Origin of the sequence: Aeromonas popoffii (assembly GCF_000820025.1) — a bacterium.
Lineage (GTDB): Bacteria > Pseudomonadota > Gammaproteobacteria > Enterobacterales > Aeromonadaceae > Aeromonas > Aeromonas popoffii.
On record NZ_CDBI01000057.1, the window covers coordinates 47,143 to 70,354 of the forward strand.

19 protein-coding genes are annotated in these 23,212 nt (G+C 57.4%); 7 read left to right on the forward strand and 12 right to left on the reverse strand.

Annotation, left to right across the window (positions count from 1 at the left end):
• Positions 1 to 52: 52 nt before the first annotated feature.
• Positions 53 to 1,267: a pyridoxal phosphate-dependent aminotransferase gene (locus BN1129_RS11765; RefSeq protein ID WP_029300366.1), complete on the reverse strand. Its 1,215-nt coding sequence runs from the start codon at positions 1,265 to 1,267 to the stop codon at positions 53 to 55.
• 362 nt (positions 1,268 to 1,629) lie between these two features.
• On the opposite strand from BN1129_RS11765, the gene BN1129_RS11770 reads away from it, so the two are divergent.
• Positions 1,630 to 1,842, forward strand: coding sequence for a DUF1653 domain-containing protein (locus BN1129_RS11770; RefSeq protein ID WP_042036731.1), 213 nt, complete (start codon positions 1,630 to 1,632; stop codon positions 1,840 to 1,842).
• A 60-nt stretch (positions 1,843 to 1,902) separates the two neighbouring features.
• On the opposite strand, the gene BN1129_RS11775 is transcribed toward BN1129_RS11770, so the two are convergent.
• The 11 genes from BN1129_RS11775 to BN1129_RS22540 all read right to left on the reverse strand — a co-directional run bounded on the left by BN1129_RS11775 (position 1,903) and on the right by BN1129_RS22540 (position 16,251).
• The gene (locus BN1129_RS11775) at positions 1,903 to 2,166 is read right to left on the reverse strand and encodes a GrxA family glutaredoxin (protein ID WP_042036732.1); all 264 of its coding nucleotides are present in this window, start codon (positions 2,164 to 2,166) and stop codon (positions 1,903 to 1,905) included.
• A 177-nt stretch (positions 2,167 to 2,343) separates the two neighbouring features.
• A complete protein-coding gene (gene dacB, locus BN1129_RS11780) occupies positions 2,344 to 3,780 on the reverse strand; it encodes a D-alanyl-D-alanine carboxypeptidase/D-alanyl-D-alanine endopeptidase (RefSeq protein WP_042036733.1) in 1,437 nt (478 codons plus the stop codon).
• A 124-nt stretch (positions 3,781 to 3,904) separates the two neighbouring features.
• The gene (radD, locus tag BN1129_RS11785; protein WP_042036736.1) at positions 3,905 to 5,665 is read right to left on the reverse strand and encodes a DNA repair helicase RadD; all 1,761 of its coding nucleotides are present in this window, start codon (positions 5,663 to 5,665) and stop codon (positions 3,905 to 3,907) included.
• A gap of 113 nt (positions 5,666 to 5,778) precedes the next feature.
• A complete protein-coding gene (locus BN1129_RS11790) occupies positions 5,779 to 6,816 on the reverse strand; it encodes an HlyD family secretion protein (protein ID WP_042036737.1) in 1,038 nt (345 codons plus the stop codon).
• A gap of 3 nt (positions 6,817 to 6,819) precedes the next feature.
• A complete protein-coding gene (locus BN1129_RS11795) occupies positions 6,820 to 7,158 on the reverse strand; it encodes a DUF3302 domain-containing protein (protein WP_042036741.1) in 339 nt (112 codons plus the stop codon).
• A gap of 294 nt (positions 7,159 to 7,452) precedes the next feature.
• Positions 7,453 to 8,868: a carbon starvation CstA family protein gene (locus tag BN1129_RS11800; RefSeq protein WP_042036743.1), complete on the reverse strand. Its 1,416-nt coding sequence runs from the start codon at positions 8,866 to 8,868 to the stop codon at positions 7,453 to 7,455.
• A gap of 140 nt (positions 8,869 to 9,008) precedes the next feature.
• Entirely contained in the window at positions 9,009 to 9,713 is a 705-nt protein-coding gene (gene btsR, locus BN1129_RS11805; protein ID WP_042036744.1) for a two-component system response regulator BtsR, read from the reverse strand.
• Positions 9,710 to 11,380, reverse strand: a complete 1,671-nt coding sequence (locus BN1129_RS11810; RefSeq protein ID WP_042036745.1) for a sensor histidine kinase — start codon at positions 11,378 to 11,380, stop codon at positions 9,710 to 9,712. The genes btsR and BN1129_RS11810 overlap by 4 nt, the downstream gene beginning before the upstream one ends.
• Positions 11,381 to 11,733: 353 nt before the next feature.
• Positions 11,734 to 12,969, reverse strand: coding sequence for an HD-GYP domain-containing protein (locus tag BN1129_RS11815; protein WP_042036746.1), 1,236 nt, complete (start codon positions 12,967 to 12,969; stop codon positions 11,734 to 11,736).
• 110 nt (positions 12,970 to 13,079) lie between these two features.
• Complete coding sequence (adhE, locus tag BN1129_RS11820; protein WP_042036748.1) at positions 13,080 to 15,755, reverse strand: bifunctional acetaldehyde-CoA/alcohol dehydrogenase; 2,676 nt, start codon at positions 15,753 to 15,755, stop codon at positions 13,080 to 13,082.
• A 295-nt stretch (positions 15,756 to 16,050) separates the two neighbouring features.
• Positions 16,051 to 16,251 carry a 2OG-Fe dioxygenase family protein gene (locus BN1129_RS22540; protein ID WP_244463054.1) on the reverse strand — a complete coding sequence of 67 codons (201 nt, stop codon included), beginning with the start codon at positions 16,249 to 16,251 and terminating at the stop codon, positions 16,051 to 16,053.
• Between the two features lie 348 nt (positions 16,252 to 16,599).
• Between BN1129_RS22540 and BN1129_RS11825 the strand changes: the two genes are divergently transcribed.
• The 6 genes from BN1129_RS11825 to oppF all read left to right on the forward strand — a co-directional run bounded on the left by BN1129_RS11825 (position 16,600) and on the right by oppF (position 23,108).
• Positions 16,600 to 17,235 (forward strand): YchE family NAAT transporter, encoded by a 636-nt coding sequence (locus BN1129_RS11825; RefSeq protein WP_042036749.1) that lies wholly within the window; start codon positions 16,600 to 16,602, stop codon positions 17,233 to 17,235.
• 279 nt (positions 17,236 to 17,514) lie between these two features.
• The gene (locus tag BN1129_RS11830; RefSeq protein WP_042036750.1) at positions 17,515 to 19,134 is read left to right on the forward strand and encodes an ABC transporter substrate-binding protein; all 1,620 of its coding nucleotides are present in this window, start codon (positions 17,515 to 17,517) and stop codon (positions 19,132 to 19,134) included.
• A gap of 96 nt (positions 19,135 to 19,230) precedes the next feature.
• Positions 19,231 to 20,151, forward strand: a complete 921-nt coding sequence (gene oppB, locus BN1129_RS11835) for an oligopeptide ABC transporter permease OppB (RefSeq protein WP_042036751.1) — start codon at positions 19,231 to 19,233, stop codon at positions 20,149 to 20,151.
• 14 nt (positions 20,152 to 20,165) lie between these two features.
• The gene (gene oppC / locus BN1129_RS11840; protein WP_042036753.1) at positions 20,166 to 21,077 is read left to right on the forward strand and encodes an oligopeptide ABC transporter permease OppC; all 912 of its coding nucleotides are present in this window, start codon (positions 20,166 to 20,168) and stop codon (positions 21,075 to 21,077) included.
• A 54-nt stretch (positions 21,078 to 21,131) separates the two neighbouring features.
• Entirely contained in the window at positions 21,132 to 22,112 is a 981-nt protein-coding gene (oppD, locus tag BN1129_RS11845; RefSeq protein ID WP_042036754.1) for an ABC transporter ATP-binding protein, read from the forward strand.
• Positions 22,113 to 23,108, forward strand: coding sequence for a murein tripeptide/oligopeptide ABC transporter ATP binding protein OppF (gene oppF, locus BN1129_RS11850; RefSeq protein ID WP_042036756.1), 996 nt, complete (start codon positions 22,113 to 22,115; stop codon positions 23,106 to 23,108).
• Positions 23,109 to 23,212: the final 104 nt, after the last annotated feature.

Genomic DNA, 23,212 nt, shown 5'->3' on the forward strand with positions numbered 1-23,212 from the left:
CGTAAGATGAAAAAAAGGCTCCAAAGGAGCCTTTTGTTGCAATGAGTTGTGCTTACTGCTTGTAACCCTTGAGGAAGCGGGCGAGGCGGCCAATGGCCTCTTCCAGCTCCTCTTCACGGGGCAGGAACACCAGTCGGAAGTGATCCGGCGCCGGCCAGTTGAAGCCGGTGCCCTGCACCAGCAGCAGTTTCTCTTGCTGCAGCAGGTCGAACACCATTTTCTGGTCATCGCGAATGTCATACACCTTGGGATCCAGGCGCGGGAACATATAAAGCGCCCCCTTGGGCTTGACGCAGGAGACGCCGGGGATCTCGTTGAGCAGCTCCCACGCCTTGTCGCGCTGACGGCGCAAGCGGCCGCCCGGCAGGATCAGCTCGTTGATGCTCTGGTAGCCACCGAGCGCGGTCTGGATGGCGTGCTGCATCGGCACGTTGGCACACAGCCGCATGGAGGCCAGCATCTCCAGCCCCTCGATATACCCCTTGGCACGGCCCTTGGGACCGGTAATGACCATCCAGCCCTGACGGAAGCCGCAGGCACGGTAGGCCTTGGAGAGGCCGTTGAAGGTCACCACCATCACATCGTCACACAGGGTGCAGACGCTGGTATGAGAGATGTCGTCGTAGAGGATCTTGTCATAGATCTCGTCGGCGAAAATGATGAGGTTGTGCTGGCGGGCGATTTCGATCACCTCCAGCAGGAACTCGCTGCCGTAGACGGCGCCGGTCGGGTTGTTGGGGTTGATCAGCACCAGGCCGCGGGTGCGCGGCGTGATACGGGCGCGGATATCGTCGAGATCCGGATACCAGTCGGCGCCTTCGTCGCAGCGATAGTGCACCGCATGACCACCGGAGAGGGTGACGGCGGCAGTCCAGAGCGGATAGTCGGGGGAGGGCACCAGCATCTCGTCGCCGTTGTTGAGCAGCGCCTGCATCGCCATCACGATCAGTTCGCTCGCGCCATTGCCGATGTAGATATCATCGATATCGACCTTTCGCATCCCTTTTTGTTGGTAGTACTGCATCACCGCCTTGCGGGCCGAGAAGAGCCCCTTGGAATCGCAGTAGCCCTGACTCAGCGGCATGTTGAGGATCACATCCTTGATGATCTCTTCCGGCGCATCGAAACCGAACGGGGCCGGGTTGCCGATATTGAGCTTGATAATGCGGTGGCCTTCGTCTTCGAGACGGCGAGCCTCTTTATGCACCGGGCCGCGAATGTCATAGCAGACATCGTCGAGCTTGTGCGACTTGTCGATAGTGAACATGGTGAGTGTGCTTCCTTCCCCGTGGGGACGCGTTGGCGAAAAAGGCGATTTTTAGTATCAAATTTCTTTTCCTCTATTCTTCACAGAATTGAATGCTAGAACAATCTTATTATTAGTAGAATTCCCTGATTTTTAGCCTTCAAACAGGGTTGCTGAAACGTTAAATTCAGCACAATCGTTTGTGTGAGCCGAGGTTCACTAGTGAAAGATGAGGGGCTGATTAACAAAGTTGCCCAACTGTGTTGAAATATTCGCATCCAATGGCACGATTGGCTTGCGATAAAAAGTCGTGGCTTGTCTCCTGTGTGGCGCCTTGGCGCGTCGTTGATGGGCCTATTTTGGTCATCTGTTGAGGTATTTCCATGCACGCACCCGCGCCCGGCCGTTATCGCCACTTCAAGGGAGGGTTTTATCAGGTGCTCACCCTGGCCCTGCACACCGAAACCCGGGAGCCGCTGGTGATCTATCAATCCGAGCAGGATGGGGTCGTCTATGCCCGTCCTGTCGCCCTGTTCATGGAGTGGATCGAGCATCAGGGGCAGGTGGTGAGCCGCTTCACCCCGACCGCGGGCTGAACGGCGGTTTGCACCATCAAAAAAGGCGCCATCAGGCGCCTTTTTCCCATGCGGGGGAGCTTACTGGTAGAGACCCAGGTTCTCTTTGGCATAGGCTTCGAAATCGGTGCAGCCACCAAGGTGCTGCTCGTCCAGGAAGATTTGCGGCACTGTATTGACCGGCTTGCCGGCGCTCTTGGCCAGATCTTCTTTGGTGATGCCTTCGGCGTGGATGTCCACGTAGCGGAATTTGAAGTCATCGCGCTGCTCGGTCAGCTGCTCGGCGACCTGTACGGCACGGACACAGTAGGGGCAACCCGGGCGACCAAAAATCACTGCAAACATATTTATTCTCCGTTCTTTAAGCCGTTTTTGTATGGCCGTTGATATGAGGCCGGCAACAGCATAGCCATGCCTCGTGGCGACTTGAAGCCGAAATTATCGATACCGTGATTCGAGTGGGCCTATTGCCGCATCGCGGGTCGGCGATATGGCGATGGTTGCCCCCCGATCCTCAGCAGCTCACTGCGGCTCGGCAATCTGGATCGGCTGCTGTTGATAGATGCTCTCAAGCACCCCTTTCTCGAACACTGTCCATGGCCAGGCGGCCTTGCTGGCACGGTAGCGCTCATGGGTGGCGGGATCCTGCGACAGGCCGCGCTGGAACATCACGAAGGCTTTGCGCTGGCCGCCTGCGGTATCGATGAAGCCGGCCAGATTGGAGGTGCCGGTGATGGTGCCTGTCTTGGCATGCACCTTGTTTTTCATCATGGGGGCGGTGACACTGCGCCGCCAGGCCAGGGTGCCATCCACCTGAGAGCTGGGCAGCAACTTGATGAGACCGAGTTCGGCATCGTTTTTCTGGATGAAGTTGAGCACTGACAGCATCTGGCGGGCGCTGATGAGGTTGTGGGCCGAGAGACCCGAGCCGTCGGCCAGGGTGGCGTTGCCTAGATCGATACCGTTTTTGGTCAGGATGGCACGCACTGCCATGGTGCCGCTGCGATAGCTGCCCGGCTTGTTGTAGTAGTGACGGCCCACGGTTTTGAGGAAGGTGTCGGCGTAGAGGTTGTCAGATTTTTTCAGCATCTTGGAGAGCATGATGGGCAATGAGACCGAATAGTGGGTGCCCAGCGTCTCGGCACCGATCGGTGCCTTGTGGGTCACTCGCAGCAGCCCCTCGTGCTTGATGCCGGCCCGGTTCATCGCCCAGCGGATGTTGTCCCAGCCCCAGGCTTCCACGTCATGGATGGCGAAACGCAGACCCTGAGGCTCCTTGTTCGGGGTAATACAGCCCTTGAGCTCGTAGAAGTTGCCCTTGGCCATGTCCACTTCCAGCGCGCAGAACTGGCGTGCCATGTCGCCGTAGCTCATCACTTCCACATTGTCGGCGCCGATGCCGATGGCCACGCCGGTGGCCACATTGCCGGTGGCCGGTTTGCCAATCTGGGTAGCGGTGATGGTGCCATAGGCGCAGTTCTTGTCGATGATGACAGACGATACAGGGGCAGCGAAGCAGAGGGTCTGATCCCCCCACGACCAGCCGTTGCCGCGCTCGTAGCCGTTGTAGGCGCCGGTGTTGACGTAGACGTTGCCCTTGATGCGGGTGACGCCGAGCTGTTTGAACAGCGCCAGCAGATCCATTCGGGAGAGGGTGGGGTCGCCGACGAAGTTGATCCAGATGTCGCCTTTGATGGTGTCACCCTGTTTGGCGCCCGGCTGGGCCTGAATGTCGGTGGCAAAGCGAAAATCTGCCCCGAGCTCGAGGCGGGCGGCCAATGCGGTAAGCACCTTCATGGTGGAGGCGGGGGCGATCATCTGATCCGCATGACGGGCAAACTCAACGCCGTTATTGCCCTGCACTATGATGGCGTACTGGCCACCCTGAGGGGGCGTCAGCGGGGCGGCCTGAGCCGCCAGAGAAAAGAGAGCACAAAAACCAATCAACAGCCGCTGCATAAGATCCTCTAACGTGACGAAGGGTGTCGGCAGTGCGATGCCGACCCTGATAATTCAACCTGGTGTTACCCGTCGATGCGGGATCGACGGGGGTAACGCAATTCATGCCGGTCGCCAGTGACTATCACGCCATCGAGTTGGCGGTGCGATAGCGGCCGTCATAATCAAAAATCTTCTCTTTTATCTGCCAAAAACGGCCCGATTTGCGGGCGATGACAAAATCCGGATGACGGAACTGACTTTGCGCGGCCAGCACGCTCGCCAGGGTGGTGAATTCGGGCTCCAGCCCCGGGGCGGGCCAATGATGACGCACAAAGCGCTGTTGAAACAAGCGTTGTGCGCCCGGGGAGTGAAAACCGAAGTATTCACTCAGGGTCAGACCATCCTCATCGTGGTAGGTGACCTCCAGCCGTTCCCCCTGTTTGCCGCGCCCTGCGGTGAGGGTCAGCCCCGCGCAGCGAATGACCATGCAATCCTTGAGATTGAGGGCTTCTTTGAGTTTGTCGTCCGGATCCACCAGCAGCTGATCGCAGCTCTGGCAGCGGCGGGCGGCGATGTCGTTTTCGGCGCCGCAGGCGGGGCAAATTTTTGACCGAAAGCGGTAGTCGCACTCCTCGCGGTTGCCCTCGTCATCTTCAAACAAGCCCTGACAGCGGCGGCCATAGTGCTCAATCACCTTGCCATCCTCATCGGTTTTACCCCAGAAGGTGTTGGCAAAGCCGCAGGCGGGGCATGGCACCTGCACAGGCTCGGTGCCGGCGTGAGGCCTGGGCTCCCCTACCTCGGGGGCAAACAGATTGAAGTTGTTGCCCGCATAGTCGAGCACCAGACAATCGGCCTTGCCCGGCGAGAGGCGCAGGCCGCGGCCGACGATCTGTTGATAGAGCGAGACCGACTCGGTAGGCCGCAGCATGACGATGAGATCCACGTGGGGGGCATCGAAGCCGGTGGTGAGCACGGCCACATTGACCAGAAACTTGAGCTCTCGCGCCTTGAAGGCATGGATCAGGGCGTCGCGCTCCGGGCCCGGCGTCTCGCCGGTGATCAGGGCCGCTTGCTCCCCTTTGGCGCCGAGCAGGCCGTGGACTTCGCTGGCATGCTCGACTGTGGCGGCGAAGATCATCACCCCTTGCCGGTCGGCGGCGTACTCCAGCACCTGGCTCAGGATATGGGGGGTAACCCGCTGCTGGCGTTTGAGCTTGCCATTGAGATCCGCCTCGCTGAACAGGCCGTTCTCCCGCGCCACCAGCTTGCTGAAGTCATAGTGGACGATGGGGGCATCGACGAGACGGGGTGGCGTCAGGTAGCCGTTTTTCACCATGAAGCGCAGGGGCAGCTCGAACACGCAGTCGCCAAACAGTCGCTCGCCGTGACTCTTCACCATGCCGTGGTAGTGGCGCCGGTAGATCCAGCCCAGCCCCAGCCGATAGGGGGTGGCGGTGAGACCCAGAATTTTGAGAGCCGGATTGGCGGCCTTGAGATGCTCGATCACCTGATGGTACTGGCTGTCATCATCGAGCGAAACCCGATGACACTCGTCGATGATCAGCAGCGAGAAAGCGCCGTCGAAGGCCGCCAGATTGCGGGCGACCGACTGCACCGAGCCAAACACCACCTGCGCGCTCGCCTCCTTGCGGGCGAGGCCAGCGGCGAAGATATCGGCCTTGAGCCCCCACGCCTCGTACTTGGCGTGGTTCTGCTCCACCAGCTCCTTGACGTGGGCCAGCACCAGCACTCGACCACGGGCCTTGCGGGCCAGTTCGGCGATCACCAGACTCTTGCCCGCTCCGGTGGGCAGCACTACCACGGCGGGATCCGGGTGCTTGCGAAAGTGGCTGATCACGGCGTTGACGGCGTCGGTTTGATAGGGTCTGAGAACGAACATGGGGAGTGGCGTTTGGGCATGGTGCGGCGCAGGATGGCGCCATTATAGGGATCTTGGCGCCACAAAAACAGCGGGCCGGCATGATGCCGGCCCGCTGGGAGGGATTGTGCTGATTAATGGAAGGGGAAGATGTAGTTCATCCAGCTCGCCATGCGCAGCAGTATTTTCCGCATCACGGAGACATGGTGGAAGTAGTGGGTGTAGACAGCGGCCTGCCCACTGGAGCCTGCAATCACCTGATACTTGGCCCACTCGGGGTCAGTGATGGAGATGACCACCGGCAGCCGACCCGGACGCACTGCGGTGGTCTGATCCAGTAGTCCCAGGTTGGCCTGTACGTTACCGGCGGCAATGGCCGGAACCACTGCCGTCACCTTGCCCTTGAAGATCTTGCCGGGCACGCCATCGATCACCACTTCCGCCTCGTCGCCGACGGCCAGACGCTGCATGCTGTTCTGCCAGAACCAGCCCACATAGGCTGTATCGTTCTGGTGGATGAAGGTCATCACCGGACGGTACATGAAGGGGGTGGCGATCATGCCGGGGCGCAGGGCCAGTTGTACCACATGGCCATCACTCGGGGCATAGACCACGTTTTGGGCCAGCTGATACTTGGCTTCCAGCAGCTGGGCTTGCAGATCGTTCAGGGTGGCTTTCTGCTGGTCAATCTGGGCCACGATATCGTCTACGTTGGCCTGGCTGACATCCAAATCTCGCTGTTTGCCTACATTGCGTTGCATCAGCTCTTTGGCGCGATCCCGATCCAGCTTGGCGGAGCGCAGTCTCGCCTCAATGGACTTGAGGTGCTCGCGGTTGGATTCGACCCGTGCGGTAAGGCTCTCCACTTTCAGGCGAAACGGCTCGTCATCGATGCGAAACAGCACATCCCCTTTTTTCACCGGCTGGTTGGCCTGCACCGGAACCTCAACGACCCGGCCCTTGACCAGCGGCACTATGGGGGTGGAGACATAGTAGTTGCGCGCCATCTCGGAGTAGGGGTGGTTGTAGTTCATCAGCATGATCAGGGTGCCGATGAGCACCACGCCACCCAGTGCTGCGGTGGGGACGGTCCACTTGTTGAGCGGAATGCGGAAAATCTTGAACACGACCACGCACAGTGCTGTGTAGGTCAGGATCAGTAGCAGGTCCATGATTTATCCCTGTTGTTCAGTCTGTTCGATGGTATGGATGCGCGTTTTGAGATCGGTGAGCTCCTGCTTGAGCAGTTGTATCTCGTCCTCATCTTGCTGAAGGCGCTGGTTGAAGCCCCATCCCCGCTCGGGGCGATAGAGGGTGGCCCAGATCCAGAGGAATGGCCAGAGTACATGCAGGGTAAACAGACTGACCCAACCTGCAACGTGAATGGCATCCTGATGGGGGTGCTGGCGGTGTTTGGCTATTTCATAAGGAATATCGTGGATCACGATGACTCCGTAAAAAATGACCAGCCCGACAAAGATGAGCAGGCCAAGGGCAAAATAATCAAGGAACATGGGGGTCTCCAGAGGTTTGATATACAACCAATCATTGGATTCCATTTTTTATAAAGCAATGGGGAATCACACGTTTATCGGTTTTGAGGACGGCATCTTAAGCAACATTGTTGTACTGGAGCTTAAGTGAGTCTGAAGTCGTCAAACAGTATGGTGTGCCATACGTCGCAAGTCCAAAAAAGTCCTATCGATGACAATGACTTACTGGAGAAGTATGACACCACTGGCGTGAAATGAGTAATGAAAAGGGAGCCTAAATGGCTCCCTTTTTTTCAGTGTTTGAATCGGTCAACGTTAGCTGGTGCTGCTCACCAGTGCCGGTCTGAATTTCACCAGGAAGGCCACCGTCGTCACCAGGGTGCAGATGAGGCCTATGATGGTGGAGATGCCCATTTCCAACCCGAAACCTATGGGGGCGTTGGCCAGATAGGTAAACACCACGGCGGTCATAAACATGGCAGGGATGGTGCAGACCCAGTGCAGCTTGCCTTCTTTGGCCAGATAGGCCGCCGCAGTCCACAGCATGATGACGGCCGTGGTCTGGTTGGCCCAGCCAAAGTAGCGCCAGATCACCCCGAACTCGGCCTTGGAGATGATGAAACCAAGGATGAACATGGGGATGGCGATCAGCAGACGCTTGACCAGCGGCCTCTGGGTCATCTTGAGGAAGTCCGCCACGATCAGGCGAGCACTGCGAAACGCGGTATCGCCTGAGGTGATGGGCAGGATCACCACGCCGAGGATGGCGAGGATGCCGCCCACGGTGCCGAGCAGGCTGGTGGAGACTTCATGTACCACAGCCGCCGGGCCGCCGTTGGCCATGGTGGCGTTGAGCGCTTCGGTGCTGTCGTAGAAGGAGAGACCCAGGGTACACCAGATGAGAGCGATGATCCCTTCACCGATCATTGCGCCGTAGAAGATGAAGCGACCGGACTTTTCGTTCTGCATGCAGCGAGCCATCAGCGGTGACTGGGTGGCGTGAAAGCCCGATACCGCGCCACAGGCGATGGTGATGAACAGCAGCGGCCACAGCGGCAACTCGGTCGGGTGCAGGTTGGAGAAGTCCATCCCTGTGTTGTAGAAGCCTTTGCCGGAGACAATCAGACCAATGATAAGGCCGACTGACATGAACACCAGCAGTGCGCCGAAGATGGGGTAGAAACGGCCGATGATCTTGTCGATGGGGACGATGGTCGCCAGGATGTAGTAGGCAAAAATCGCCACAATCCAGTAGACCATATCGGTGGAGGTGAGGTTGGCGAGCAAGCCTGCCGGGCTCAGCACGAACACCACGCCAACCAGCATCAGCAGTACCACGGCAAACAGGTTCATGAAGTGCTTGGCGACGGTGCCCAGATGCTCGCCGACCACGGTCGGTACCGAAGCGCCCTTGGCGCGCACCGACAGCATGCCGGAGAAGTAGTCGTGTACTGCGCCGGCGAAGATGCAGCCAAACACGATCCACAGCATGGCGACCGGGCCGTAGAGGGCACCGAGGATGGGACCGAAGATGGGGCCGACGCCTGCGATGTTGAGCAGTTGTACCAGATAGACTTTTTTGTCCGACATGGGGACATAGTCCACCCCGTCAGCCATGGTGATGGCGGGGGTGGCGCGCTCGGGTTTCGGGCCGAATATCCGCTCGATGAATTTGCCATATATGAAATAGCCGGCGACAAGTAGGCCGACACATAGGAAGAACCAGATCATTACTACGCTCCTGCATTGTTATTTTTTAGTATGCGTCGCGAGTTTAAAACGCTTGCTTCTCTCTGGCAGGCGAAACCTCCCGAGTGGCGCTTTGGCGCGCCGAGTGGTCAGCGGCTGTGATCAGGCGCACATTCCCTGGGTCAGTCCAGCCCCAGTTGATCTTTTAGCTCCTTGAGATAGCGACGGCTGACCGGCACCCGGGCGCCGCTCGGCGTGAGGATCTCTGCCAGCTGGTTATCCAGCAGCCGGATCTCGAAGATGGCCTTGGGGGAGACCAGGTACTGGCGGTGGCAACGCAACAGGAGGCTCTTCTCCTCCAGGGATTTGAGGGTGAGCTGGGTGTGGAACAGCTCCCCCTGACAAGCCACGTGGACGCCGCCGAGATCGGAAAAGGCATACTCCACCTGAGCGATCGGCAGCAGCCGTACCCGATTGTGCAGATAGCCCGGAATGTGTTCGATGGTGGGGGCCAGCCGCTCGACCGGCTGCGGGGAGATATCCTGCTTGAGGCGAGCCAGCGTCTTGGCCAGCCGTGCCGGTTCCACCGGTTTGAGCAGGTAGTCGAAGGCGTTCTCCTCAAATGCCTGAATGGCATACTCGTCGAAGGCGGTGACAAACACGATGCGGGGCAGGGGATCGAGCATGGCTACCAGTTCCATGCCGCTCAGCTTGGGCATCTGGATGTCGAGAAACACCACATCCGGTTTGAGCTGCTGGATCAGTGGCAGCGCCTCGATGGCGTTGGCCGCTTCACCGACTATCTCGATGGCGGGATCGCTGGCAAGGTGCAGTTTCAGCTCCTCGCGGGCGTAATGTTCGTCATCAACAATCAGGGTGCGGATCATGGTTGCTCCTTGGGGATGGTGAACGAAACCCGGGTCCACTGCTCCGGCTCGCACGCAATGGTCACGCCGTAGCGCTCGCCAAAGGCGCTCTTGAGCCGTCGGTCGACGATGGTCATGCCAAGACCGTCACCGGCGGGCCTTTCTTGCCAGGCGCCGGCGTTGTCTTCCACATGGATGGTGACACTGGTGGTATGTTCCTCGGTATAGAGGCGAATGCGCCCCTGTTCCAGCAGCGTCGAGATGCCGTGCTTGATGGCATTTTCGATCAGCGGCTGCAGGGTGAAGCTTGGCAGGCGCAAGGTGGCCAGGTGGAGCGGGATCTCGTTGACCACCGTCAATCGGTCGCCAAAACGGGCTAGCTCGATCTCCAGATAAGACTGGCAGTGCTCCTGCTCCTCCTGCAGGGTGGCCAGCCCGCTCTGGCGCTTGAGGTTCTTGCGAAAGAACAGCGACAGGTGCAGCAGCAGATCCCGCGCCTTGTCGGGATCGCGCCGGGTGATGGCACTGATGGTATTGAGGGTGTTGAACAAAAAATGGGGGTTGATCTGGGCCTGGATAAGTTTCAACTCGGACTGCACCAGCAGCCGCTGATGCTGCTCCAGCCGACCGGCCAGCAGTTGCTGTGACAGCAGGTTGGCAATCCCTTCCCCCAGGGTGTGGTTGATCTTGAGAAACAGCCGCTTCTTCGGTTCATAGAGTTTGATGGTGCCGATCACCCCCTTGTCACCCTGCAGCGGGATCACGAGCACAGAGCCCAGCTGGCAAGCAGGCGAGAGGCTGCAGCGATAGGGCTGGCTGTTGCCATCGGCAAACAGCACCTTGTTGTGCGTGATGGCCTTCATGGTGGTGGCTGACGCGATGGGCGTACCTGGCAGATGGTGATCTTCTCCGATGCCGATAAAAGCGAGGATCTTGTCGGTATCCGTGATGGCGACAGCACCTACGCCGGTCTCCTCCTGAATGATGCGGGCAATCTTGCGGCTCGCCTCCGGGGTAAAGCCCTGGCTCATGATGCCGACCGTGCGATTGGCGATATTGAGCGCTTTGGCGGAGAAGACCCGGGAGAATTTTTCATACATCCGCTGCTGGTCGCGGATCATGCTGATAAAGAGCGCGGCGCCGCAGGAGTTGGCCAGGATCATGGGGGTGGCGATGGTGCGCACCAGCAGCAGAGCCTGCTCGAACGGGGTGGCCACCAGCAGGATGATCAGCATCTGCATGATCTCGGCATAGAGGGTGGTAAAGAAGGCGATACGCGGTTCAAACAGGGCATCTGTCCGCCCGGAGCGCATCAGCCGCCAGTGCACCAGCCCCCCCAGCAAGCCCTCAAGGGTGGTGGAGATGGCGCAGGCGAGATCGGTAAATCCCCCTAGCGTGTAGCGGTGCAGGCCACCGGTCAGCCCTACCAGAAAGCCCACCAGCGGGCCTCCCAGCAGCCCCCCCAATACGGCGCCGACTGCCCGGGTGTTGGCGATGGCATCATCGATATCGAGCCCGACATAGGTGCCGAGGATGCAAAAGCTGGAAAAAATAATGTATATCAGTATCTTGTGAGGAAGTCTGACGGAATAGTTGGCCAGGGGACGCAGCAGCGGACTCTTGGAGAAGAGATAGGCGATCACCAGACTGACGCTCATCTGTTGAAGCAGGGAGAGGACCAACTGCATAAAAAACGTTCCTCAGAGTCCGTGCCGAAAAAAGCGGCAGTCATGAATAAGTGTGATCAGGATCTTGTTCTGTGAGCAAGGTGCGTTCGATTGTGGGCGAAGTTTGCCAGAAACGTGAAATAAAACCATATCAAATCAGCATGTTAAATTGATATTTGTATAATCGCCCCAGGGTTGGTATTGCTGGATGGAGCATGAATGTATCCGCTGGATACGCCACACGGAGGTGGCATGCTCCGCCCGGCCCCCTGGCTGGGCGTTTTTTATCCAGGGTCGGCAGTGACCCCTTTTGAAGGTAATTGGGCAATTATTCAGGTTTGTCCAATGAGTTATCCCCAGCTTCTGGGGATAACTCAGAAGGCAAAATAGTAACAGAAGCGCCGGGTAAGGTTAAAAAACAGCCTTTGTCCCTCATCCAGGTCTTCTTGCTTGATAAATGACTTGATGGTGCGCTCATCCTCCCGCAGATCCAGCATGGCCACCCCTTCCGGTCGCTGCGCTTTGAGGTAGGGCAGTACCTTGGGTTTGAGGGGCATGGTGGGCTCGGTTGAGAGCACCAGCGCCACAGAGTCGTCGGAGAGCTGCACCAGCGAACCGGGGGGATAGACTCCCAACACCTTGATCAGCAGCTTGACCAGGTCCTGATCGAACTTCTTCTGGGACAGCTTGTAGAGCTGGCTGATGGCCTGGCTCGGGGCGGCCGGGGTCGCACTGCTGCGCGGGTGCAGCAGCTCGTCATAGTAGTCCACCAGTCCGATTATCCGTGCCAGTGGCGGGATCTCGCCGCCCTTGATGCCCAGAGGAAAGCCGCTGCCATCGAGCCGCTCGTGGTGCAGATGGGCCACCTGGCGGATCTTGAACTCAAATGCCTGCAACTGGGTCAGCATCTCCAGCCCGTACTGGGGATGCATGTTGAGAAAGTTTTGCTCTGACTTGTTGAGATCCCCTCGTTTCTGGGTGATCTGGCTCGGGATTCTCAGCTCTCCGATATCGTGTACAAGGCCTGCCAGTCCAGTCTCCTCGATCTCGATGGGGTTCATGCCGAGTTCCCGGGCCATCAGCATGGCGATGAAAGCCACGTTCAGGCTGTGCTGCAGCAATATGTCGGTGTGCGGGCTGCGAATGAGATGCAGGCCGAGTGGCCCCTCGTGTTCACTGATACGGGCGGCGGCATTGCGCACTATTTGCGCCGTATTAGCCAGCCCTTCGTCAGGCTTGAGGTTGAGGGCCCCCAGTGCATCGCGCAGCTCGGACATGGATTGGCCAAAGGCTTTGTCGGCGGCGCGCAGGGAGCGGCGGAAAGCTTTCTCGTCGAAGGGAGTGAGGCCCGTGTCTATGACCTCATCGATGATCGACAGATCGGGGCCGGCGGCGGGAATATCGCCGCGCAAGATGGGCTCTATGGGCAGGTCGCTTTTGTCCGGATCCACCATCAACAGATTGAGGTCGAGATGGCGAATGATGTCGAGTTGTTGCTGATCCTTGATCTTGAAGGCATTGAACATAAAAGGGTGACTGGTCCATCCCGTGGGGAGATGGATGTAGTGGCCGATCCGTAACTGCTCTATCGAGGCTTGTATCAGCGACATGTGCTAACTCGAGGTCCATGAATGCTTACCAACAAGCTAGCAAAATTAGAGAGATAGACAAACAAAAAAGCCCGCGCATGTGCGCGGGCTCTCTAGTTCAAGTCCGATTATCAGGCCTTGGATTTTTTCTTGTTGTCCGCCTTGGTCTCAGCCTTGGCTTCCACCTTGGTTGCGACTCGTGCTTCCTCGGTAAAGGGGCGACCGTAGTAGGTGTCCATCAGTATGGCTTTGAGCTCGGTGATCAGCGGGTAGCGCGGGTTGGCACCGGTGCACTGGTCATCGAAGGCTTCCAGCGCCAGCTGGTCAACCTTGGCCAGGAAGTCGGCTTCGTTCACGCCTGCTTCACGGATGGAGGCAGGGATGCCCAGAGTGGCTTTCAGCTCATCCAGCCAGGCCAGCAGCTTCTCGATCTTGGCAGCGGTACGGTCACCGGCTGCGCTCAGACCCAGGTGGTCAGCCACTTCGGCATAACGACGGCGAGCTTGCGGACGGTCGTACTGGGAGAACGCAGTCTGCTTGGTCGGGTTGTCGTTGGCGTTGTAACGGATCACGTTGCTGATCAGCAGGGCGTTGGCCAGGCCGTGCGGAATGTGGAATTCTGCACCCAATTTGTGTGCCATGGAGTGACACACACCCAGGAAGGCGTTGGCAAACGCGATACCGGCGATGGTGGCTGCGTTGTGTACTTTCTCGCGAGCAACCGGATCGTTGGCACCGTTCTGGTAGCTGGACGGCAGGTACTCTTTCAGCAGTTTCAGGGCTTGCAGCGCCTGACCGTCTGAGTACTCGTTGGCCAGTACGGAAACGTAGGCTTCCATGGCGTGAGTGACTGCATCCACACCGCCGAAGGCGCACAGGGATTTGGGCATGTTCATGACCAGGTTGGCATCCACGATGGCCATGTTCGGGGTCAGCTCGTAGTCAGCCAGCGGGTACTTCATGCCGGTGGCGTCGTCGGTCACGACCGCAAACGGGGTGACTTCAGAACCGGTACCGGAAGTGGTGGTGATACAGACCAGTTCGGCCTTCACGCCCATTTTCGGGAACTTGTAGATACGCTTGCGAATGTCCATAAAGCGCATGGCAAGATCTTCAAACGCGGTATCCGGGTGCTCGTACATGACCCACATGATCTTGGCGGCATCCATTGGTGAACCACCACCCAGTGCCAGGATAACGTCCGGCTTGAAGGAGTTGGCCATCTCGGCGCCCTTGCGAACCACCGACAGCGTCGGGTCAGCTTCTACTTCGTAGAATACTTCCACTTCCATGTTCAGCTTCTTGAGCAGACGAACCACGTCGTCGGCATAGCCGTTGTTGAACAGGAAGCGGTCGGTGACAACCATTGCACGCTTTTTGCCTTCCAGATCACCGAGGGCGATCGGCAGGGAGCCACGACGGAAATAGATGGATTTCGGAAGTTTGTGCCACAGCATATTTTCTGCCCGTTTTGCGACTGTCTTCTTGTTGATCAGGTGCTTGGGACCGACGTTCTCGGAGATGGAGTTGCCACTCCAGGAGCCGCAACCCAGGGTCAGGGAAGGAGCAAGAGCAAAGTTGTACAGGTCACCGATACCACCCTGGGTGGAGGGGGTGTTGATCAGGATACGAGCGGTCTTCATCTTGTCGCCGAAGTATCTGATACGGTCCTGGTTGCGATCCTGGTCGGTGTACAGACCAGAGGTGTGACCGATACCACCGATGTTGACCATGGTGCAGGCCATCTCGACGGCTTCTTCGAAGTTCTTGGCGCGGAACATACCCAGGGTCGGGGAGAGCTTCTCATGAGCGAACTCATCTTCAGCGCACAATTCCAGGCCTTCACCGATCAGGATCTTGGTGGTGGCAGGCACAGTCACGCCAGCCATGGCGGCGATCTTGGTGGCCGGCTGGCCGACGATATCTGCGTTCAGCGCGCCGTTGATCAGCAGCACTTTACGTACCTTGTCCGCTTCATCTTTGGACAGGATGTAGCCATCGTGGTTGGAGAAACGCTCTTTCACCTGGTTGTAGATGGAGTCAACGACGATAACAGCTTGCTCGGAAGCACAGACCACACCGTTGTCGAAGGTCTTGGACATCAGAATGGAGGCAACGGCGCGTTTTACATCGGCGGTTTCGTCGATGACGATCGGCACGTTACCGGCACCCACACCGATAGCAGGCTTACCGGAAGAGTAAGCGGCTTTCACCATGCCCGGGCCACCGGTGGCCAGGATCAGGTTGATGTCGTTGTGCTTCATCAGCGCGTTAGAGAGCTCAACGGACGGTTGATCGATCCAGCCGATGATGTCTTTCGGTGCACCAGCGGCCACGGCTGCGTCCAGTACCAGCTTGGCTGCGGTATTGGTGGAGTTCTTGGCACGTGGGTGCGGGGAGAAGATGATGGCGTTGCGGGTCTTCAGGGAGATCAACGATTTGAAGATCGCGGTAGCGGTCGGGTTGGTGGTCGGAACGATACCGCAGATGATACCGACCGGCTCGGCGATGATCATGGTGCCCATCTCGTCATCCTGGCTCAGGATGCCGCAGGTCTTCTCGTCTTTGTATGCGTTGTAGATGTATTCGGAGGCGAAGTGGTTCTTGATAACCTTGTCTTCGATGATCCCCATACCGGACTCTTCCACGGCCATCTGGGCCAGGGGGATACGGGCATTGCTGGCGGCCAGGGCGGCGGCACGGAAAACCTTGTCTACCTGCTCTTGCGAGAAGCTGGCGAATTCACGCTGTGCTTCTTTAACGCGGGCGACCAGTGCATCCAGTTCGGCCAAATTGGTTACTGCCATGTTTATCTCCTGATGATTTGAAAACTGTTTAGTAAGAGCTTGGCAATGCCCGGCAATTATAGTCGCCTTGTCAAGGCGAGAATCACTACAAGGGGGTATTTACATGCCTTACTAAATTGCTTTCTGAGTCGATTATAGAGCGCGGCTGACTCAGAAAAAGTTGATCTGGATCATGTGTAACAAAAGAACAAAAGAAATTTTGTTTCACAATACATGTCTTTTGGATGTTACACGAATGTAGCTTGAGGAGAAAGTGGACTGAATGGCGCGTGAACAAGGCGCTACACACCATCTTTCAAGCAGTTAGCACGATTACGTCCCGGTGTCCTCGGGTCGGGGCCTGGGGCAGTATGGGGGCCGTATTGTGATAGAAACGGCGATCATCCAGGAGCAGATACCCACCAGCGTTTAATTCTTGTTGAAAAAATGGTTGTTCTTTTAATCCATGATCGCGCTGAAGATGGCCGCCACTGACACCCTCATTGCCGCCGGTCAAAAAAGCCGAGCAGGGGATCGACCGTGCCTGCCGGCTGCGAAGCCAGGCGCCATTGCAACTTGATGTCCATATCAATCATTAAAAAATCCTTGTTTGCTGAGAGAAAATGTCGCACCAAAACGGCATGGCCACATAAAACTCGAAGTGATTTTATCAGCGTGTTAAATGGTGACGATGTTTATTAACAAATCAATATGTTGAATTTTGGCTATACATTAGAGGAACTAACTGAAAAGCCACGGAAAGGGTGAGATTATTTGATTGGTGCAGGTTGAGGGCATGGTGTAAATTTACGCTCGGTTTATCGGGGTGGCCCGCGTGGCTTTGCTTACCTTCTGGATGGCGCCTATGGCAGCAATTGACGTCTCTTTATATCTGAAGTTTTTCATCGGTTTGTTCGCGATCATCAATCCGCTGGGATTGCTGCCGGTTTTTGTCAGTCTGACCGGCCATCAAACCCCGGAAGAGCGGATGAAGACCAACACCACCGCCAACATTGCGGTGATGATCATCCTGCTGGTCTCCATGTACATGGGGCAGCTGATCCTGGACGGTTTTGGTATCTCGCTGGCGTCGTTTCGCATCGCCGGCGGGTCGCTCATCACGCTGATCGCCTGGTCCATGCTGCAGGGCAAGCTGGGGGAGGTGAAGCATAACAAGCAGGAGAAAGGGGAGCTGGCTGCGCGGGAATCAGTCGCTGTGGTGCCGCTGGCACTGCCGCTGATGGCGGGTCCGGGTGCCATCTCTTCTTCTATTGTCAACGCCAGCCAGAGTACCTGGTCCCAGATGCTGGGCATGTCGCTGGTGGTGATGGTATTTGCCTTCTGCTCCTGGCTCATCTTCCGCGCCGCCCCCTTGTTGTTCAAGCTGATGGGCAACACCGGCATCAACGTGGTCACCCGGATCATGGGTCTCATCATGATGTCGCTCGGCATCGAGATCATGGTGGCGGGGATCAAGGGGGTCTTCCCCGGATTGATGTGATTCAGGTCTGTTTTGTCTGAGCCGGTCCTCGTGACCGGCTTTTTATTGTTTCTTTTTTGTTGGTCATTTCCTAGAATCGAGCGGGTCTGTATAAAAAGCGTCTGCAACGCCATATTTAAATGCTGAATAATTGGCTGAAAGCTGTTTTTTTAACCATGAAGCCCAGCTTGGTCTGATGATATCTATTGCATTATTAGAATTGTCAGGGAATTATGCTGGCAGCGGGTATTTATCTCGTTGATGGACAAACGCATGGAATGTTCTTGTTGGAGTAGGGAAATGACTCATAAAAAAACAATGATTAACACACTGCTGATGGCTGCCCTGTTTGGTGGCGTCAACGTGGCTCAGGCTGCCGATGTCCCGGCGGGAACCAAGCTGGCTGAAGTCCAGCAACTGGTCAAAGGCAATGGCTCGGAGCCGGCTACCCTCGACCCTCATAAAACCGAAGGAACGGTTGAATCCAATATTTTGCGCGACCTGTTCGAAGGTCTCGTCTCTTCCGGTCCCAAAGGGGAAGTGCTCCCTGCCATGGCCGAGTCCTGGGAAACCAAGGACAACAAACACTTCGTATTCCACCTGCGCAAAGATGCGAAATGGTCCAATGGTGAACCGGTTACTGCCCACGATTTCGAGTTCGCCTTCAAGCGGGCCGTGGATCCCAAGACTGGCTCTCCCTACGCCTGGTACATGGAAATTCCGACCATCCTCAACGCCAGCGAAATCATTGCCGGCAAGAAGCCGTCTGACACCCTGGGCGTGAAGGCGACCGACGATTACACCTTTGAAGTACAGCTTGAAAAAGCGATTCCTTACTTCGTCAGCATGCTCTCTCACACCACCACCTACCCAGTCCCGAAGAAGGTGATCGAGAAGTTTGGTGACAAGTGGACCCAGCCGGAAAATATGGTATCCAACGGCGCCTATAAGCTCAAAGATTGGGTGGTCAACGAGCGTGTCGATATCGAGCGTAATCCCAACTACTGGAATAACAGCAAAACGGTGGTCGACACGGTGAGTTACCTGCCGATCCAGTCTACCAATGCTGAGTTGAACCGCTATCTGGCGGGCGAACTGGATCTCACCTACAACATGCCCATCGAACGCTTCAAGCAGATGAAAAAAGAGAAGCCCGATGAGGTGCAGGTGAGTGGCTATGTGGGGACCTATTACTACACCTTCAACACCAAGAAAAAACCCTATGATGATGTGCGGGTACGCACTGCGCTCACCTATGCCATCGATCGCAATGTGATAGCCGACAAGGTAATGGGCAAGGGAGAGACCCCAGGCTATGCCCTGGTGCCGGACTTCGTTGATGGCTTCAAACCTGTTGCCCCGGCCTGGTCCAAGTTGACCCAGGCGGAGCTCGATGCCAAGGCCAAGGCGCTACTGGCCGATGCCGGTTACGGCCCGGGTAATCCACTCAAGTTTGAACTGCTCTACAACACAGATGACAACCACAAGAAAGTGGCCGTCGCCGTCGCCTCCATGTGGAAAAAGCTGGGGGTAGAGGTCAGCTTGGTGAACCAGGAGTGGAAAACCTATCTGGAGACGCTCAAGCAAGGTCAGTTTGACGTGGCTCGTCGCGGTTGGATCGCCGACTACAATGAAGCCTCCTCCATGCTGGATCTGATGCAGACCACTCACGGTAACAACGATGGCAAGTACTCCAATGCTGCGTTTGACAAGTTGATGGACGAGTCACGCGATCAGGTTGATGCGGATGCGCGCAACAAGCTCTATGTCCAGGGCGAAGAGATCCTGGCCAAGGACATGCCGATTGCCCCTATCTATCAGTACGTGACCTCTCGCATGGTCAAGCCCTATGTGGGCGGCTATCCGGCCAACCCGCTGGATAACCTCTACAGCAAAGACATGTACATCATTGCCCACTGAATAACATAACAAGTCGCATAACAAGCAGGCCCGCCAGACGGCGGGCCTTTATTACAACCGCGACCCTTTGGAAGCTGTACAGGACAGGAATTGTCTATGTTGAAATTCATTTTTAAACGGCTATTGGAAGCGATCCCGACACTGCTGGTCTTGATCACCGTCTCCTTCTTCATGATGCGTTTCGCGCCGGGCAACCCCTTCACCAGCGAACGTGCCCTGCCGCCGGAAGTGTTGGCCAATATCGAGGCCAAGTACGGCTTGGACAAGCCCATTGGCGTGCAATACCTCACCTACCTGGGCAACCTGTTACGGGGCGATCTGGGCCCCTCTTTCAAATACAAGGACTTCAGCGTCAATGATCTGGTGAGCCAGGCGTTGCCTGTTTCCGCCAAGATCGGGAGCGCGGCTTTCGTCTTTGCCGTCTTGCTGGGGGTCACTTTCGGCACCATAGCGGCCTTGAAACAAAACACTATCATCGACTATCTGCTGATGTCGTCGGCCATGGCCGGGGTGGTGATCCCGGGCTTTGTGCTGGCACCCTTGCTGGTGCTCTTCTTCAGCATCTATCTGGGCTGGTTCCCGGCCGGTGGCTGGCAGGGGGGGGGCATCCAGTTTATGGTGCTGCCGGTGTTCGGCATGATGATGTACTACATCTCCGCCATCTCGCGCATCATGCGTGGCAGCATGATCGAGACCATGAACTCCAACTTCATCCGTACCGCCCGTGCCAAGGGCCTGCCGCTGCGTCACATCATACTGAAACACGCGCTGCGTCCGGCCATGCTGCCGGTGGTCTCCTATCTGGGCCCGGCCTTCGTCGGCATCATCACGGGTTCCGTGGTGATTGAGACCATCTTCGGTCTGCCGGGAATTGGTCAGTTGTTTGTCAACGGTGCCCTCAACCGTGATTACTCCATGGTGCTCGGGCTGACCATTCTGGTCGGTGCCCTCACCATCACCTTTAACGCCGTGGTCGATATTCTCTATGCCTTTATCGATCCCAAGATCCGTTACTAAGTCGGGAGTAGATCATGGTTGTCACAACTGAGAAACGCGAAGCCATAGCGGCGTTCGCACAGCAAGTGGAAGTGGTGGAAGGACGCTCCCTGTGGAAGGATGCCCGTCGCCGTTTCCTGCGTAACAAGGCCGCGCTGACCAGCCTCATCATACTGACCATTATCGGTCTGGCAGTGATAGTGGGGCCGCACCTGTCCCAATATACCTTCGACGATCCGGACTGGGGCGCGATGCAGGCGGCACCGGATATGGAAACCGGCCACTGGTTCGGTACCGACAGTCTGGGGCGCGATCTGTTCGTGCGTACCCTGCTGGGGGGCCGCATTTCGCTGATGGTCGGCATCATGGGCGCCATGGTGGCCGTGGTCATCGGCACCCTGTATGGCGCGGCTTCCGGTTTTATCGGCGGTCGGGTCGATAGTCTGATGATGCGCGTACTCGAGATCCTCAACGCCTTCCCTTTCATGTTCTTCGTGATCATGCTGGTGACCTTCTTCGGCCGCAATCTGGCGCTCATCTTCATCGCCATCGGGGCGGTGAGCTGGCTCGACATGGCGCGGATCGTGCGAGGCCAGACCCTGAGTCTCAAGAGCAAGGAGTTTATCGAGGCGGCCCACGTCTGTGGCGTCTCCAAGTGGAAGATCATCACCCGCCACATAGTGCCGAACGTACTCGGTATCGTGGCCGTCTACGCCACCTTGCTGGTACCGGGCATGATCATGTTTGAATCCTTCCTGAGTTTTCTGGGCCTCGGCGTCCAGGAACCCATGACCAGCTGGGGTGCTCTGCTGGATGAAGGCTCCAAGTCGATGGAAGTGGCCATCTGGCAACTCCTGTTCCCCGCCGGTTTCATGGTGGTGACCCTGTTTTGCTTCAACTTCCTCGGGGATGGTCTGCGTGACGCCCTCGATCCGAAAGATCGTTAATCGAACATCGGATCGACAGGAAAGCATCACGAAAGATCGATAAGGAGTTTTTATATGAAGTTACTGGATGTAAAAGATCTGCGGGTCGAGTTCAAGACCCCGGACGGCAATGTGGTGGCGGTCAACGACCTCAACTTCTCCCTGGCGGCTGGCGAGACTCTGGGGATCGTCGGCGAGTCCGGCTCCGGCAAGTCCCAGACCGCATTTGCCATCATGGGGCTGTTGGCCAAGAACGGCATCATCACGGGGTCGGCCAAGTTTCAGGGCGACGAAATCCTCAACCTGCCGGAACACAAGCTCAACAAGATCCGCTCCGAGAAGATCGCCATGATCTTCCAGGATCCCATGACCTCTCTTAATCCCTACATGAAGGTGAAGGATCAGCTGATGGAAGTGCTGATGCTGCACAAGGGGGTGAGCAAGGCCGCAGCGTTCGAAGAGTCGGTACGCATGCTGGATGCGGTGAAGATCCCCGAGTCGCGCAAGCGGATGAACATGTACCCCCACGAGTTCTCCGGCGGTATGCGTCAACGGGTGATGATTGCCATGGCCCTCTTGTGCCGGCCACAGCTGCTCATCGCCGATGAACCGACCACGGCGCTGGACGTGACGGTGCAGGCCCAGATCATGACGCTGATGAACGAGCTAAAGCGCGAGTTCAACACCGCCATCATCATGATCACCCACGACTTGGGTGTGGTGGCGGGCATCTGTGACAAGGTGCTGGTGATGTACGCCGGTCGTACCATGGAGTACGGCCGGGTGAACGATATCTTCTATCGCCCGAGTCATCCCTATACCGAGGGTTTGCTGCGCGCTATTCCCCGCCTCGACACCGAAGGGGAAGAGCTGCCTACCATTCCGGGCAATCCGCCCAACCTGCTGCGTCTGCCCACCGGCTGCCCCTTCCAGGAGCGCTGCCACCGTGTCAGCGGGATTTGCGGCCAGCAGTCACCGATCCTGACCCCGTTCAACGACGGCCGCGAACGGGCCTGCCATTGGGTATCGGATGCCATGATCAAGGGGGCGAATTAAATGGGTGCTGACAAGAAACTGCTGCTGGAAGTGTCTGACCTCAAGGTCCACTTTAGCATCAAGAGTGACAGAGCCTGGCCCTGGGCCAAGCCCTCGGCGTTAAAGGCGGTAGACGGGGTGACTCTGCGCCTGTACGAGGGGGAGACCCTGGGTGTGGTGGGCGAGTCAGGCTGTGGCAAGTCCACCTTCGCCCGTGCCCTGATAGGCCTGGTACCGGCCACCGACGGCAAGGTGGTGTGGCTGGGCAACGATTTGACCAAGCTAGATCAGAAGGCGCTGCGGGAGAAACGCAAGGAGATCCAGATGATCTTCCAGGATCCGCTGGCCTCCCTGAATCCGCGCATGACCATAGGCGACATCATCGCCGAGCCGCTCATCACCTTCTATCCCAACCTCTCCAAAGAGCAGGTGAAGGAGAAGGTGCGCACCATGATGACCAAGGTGGGCCTCTTGCCCAACCTGGTCAATCGCTACCCGCACGAGTTCTCCGGCGGCCAGTGCCAGCGGATCGGGATTGCCCGGGCACTGATCCTGGAACCCAAGATGATCATCTGTGACGAGCCGGTCTCTGCGCTGGATGTCTCCATCCAGGCCCAGGTGGTGAACCTGCTCAAGGCTATCCAGAAGGAGATGGGCTTATCGCTCATCTTCATCGCTCACGACTTGTCGGTGGTCAAACACATCTCGGATCGGGTGCTGGTGATGTATCTGGGCAATGCGGTGGAGCTCGGCACTCGCAAGGAGATCTTCGCAAATCCCTTGCACCCCTATACCAAGGCCCTGATGTCGGCCGTGCCCATTCCGGATCCGGATCTGGAGCGCAGCAAGGTCATCCAGATCCTGGAGGGGGACTTGCCATCTCCCATGAACCCGCCGTCCGGCTGCGTGTTTCGCACCCGCTGCCCGGTGGCTGGCCCCGAGTGTGCCAAGACCCGCCCCATGCTTGAGGGAAACTTCGACCATGCGGTCTCCTGCCTCAAGGCTGATCCGCTTTGATGGTGGTTTGTTGAACGTGTTTTCGGGGCTCCCAGATGGAGCCCCGATTAACTTGGGCAAGAGGGGAAGATCTCCCTTGGCGTTCTCTTTGGCCACTGTTACTC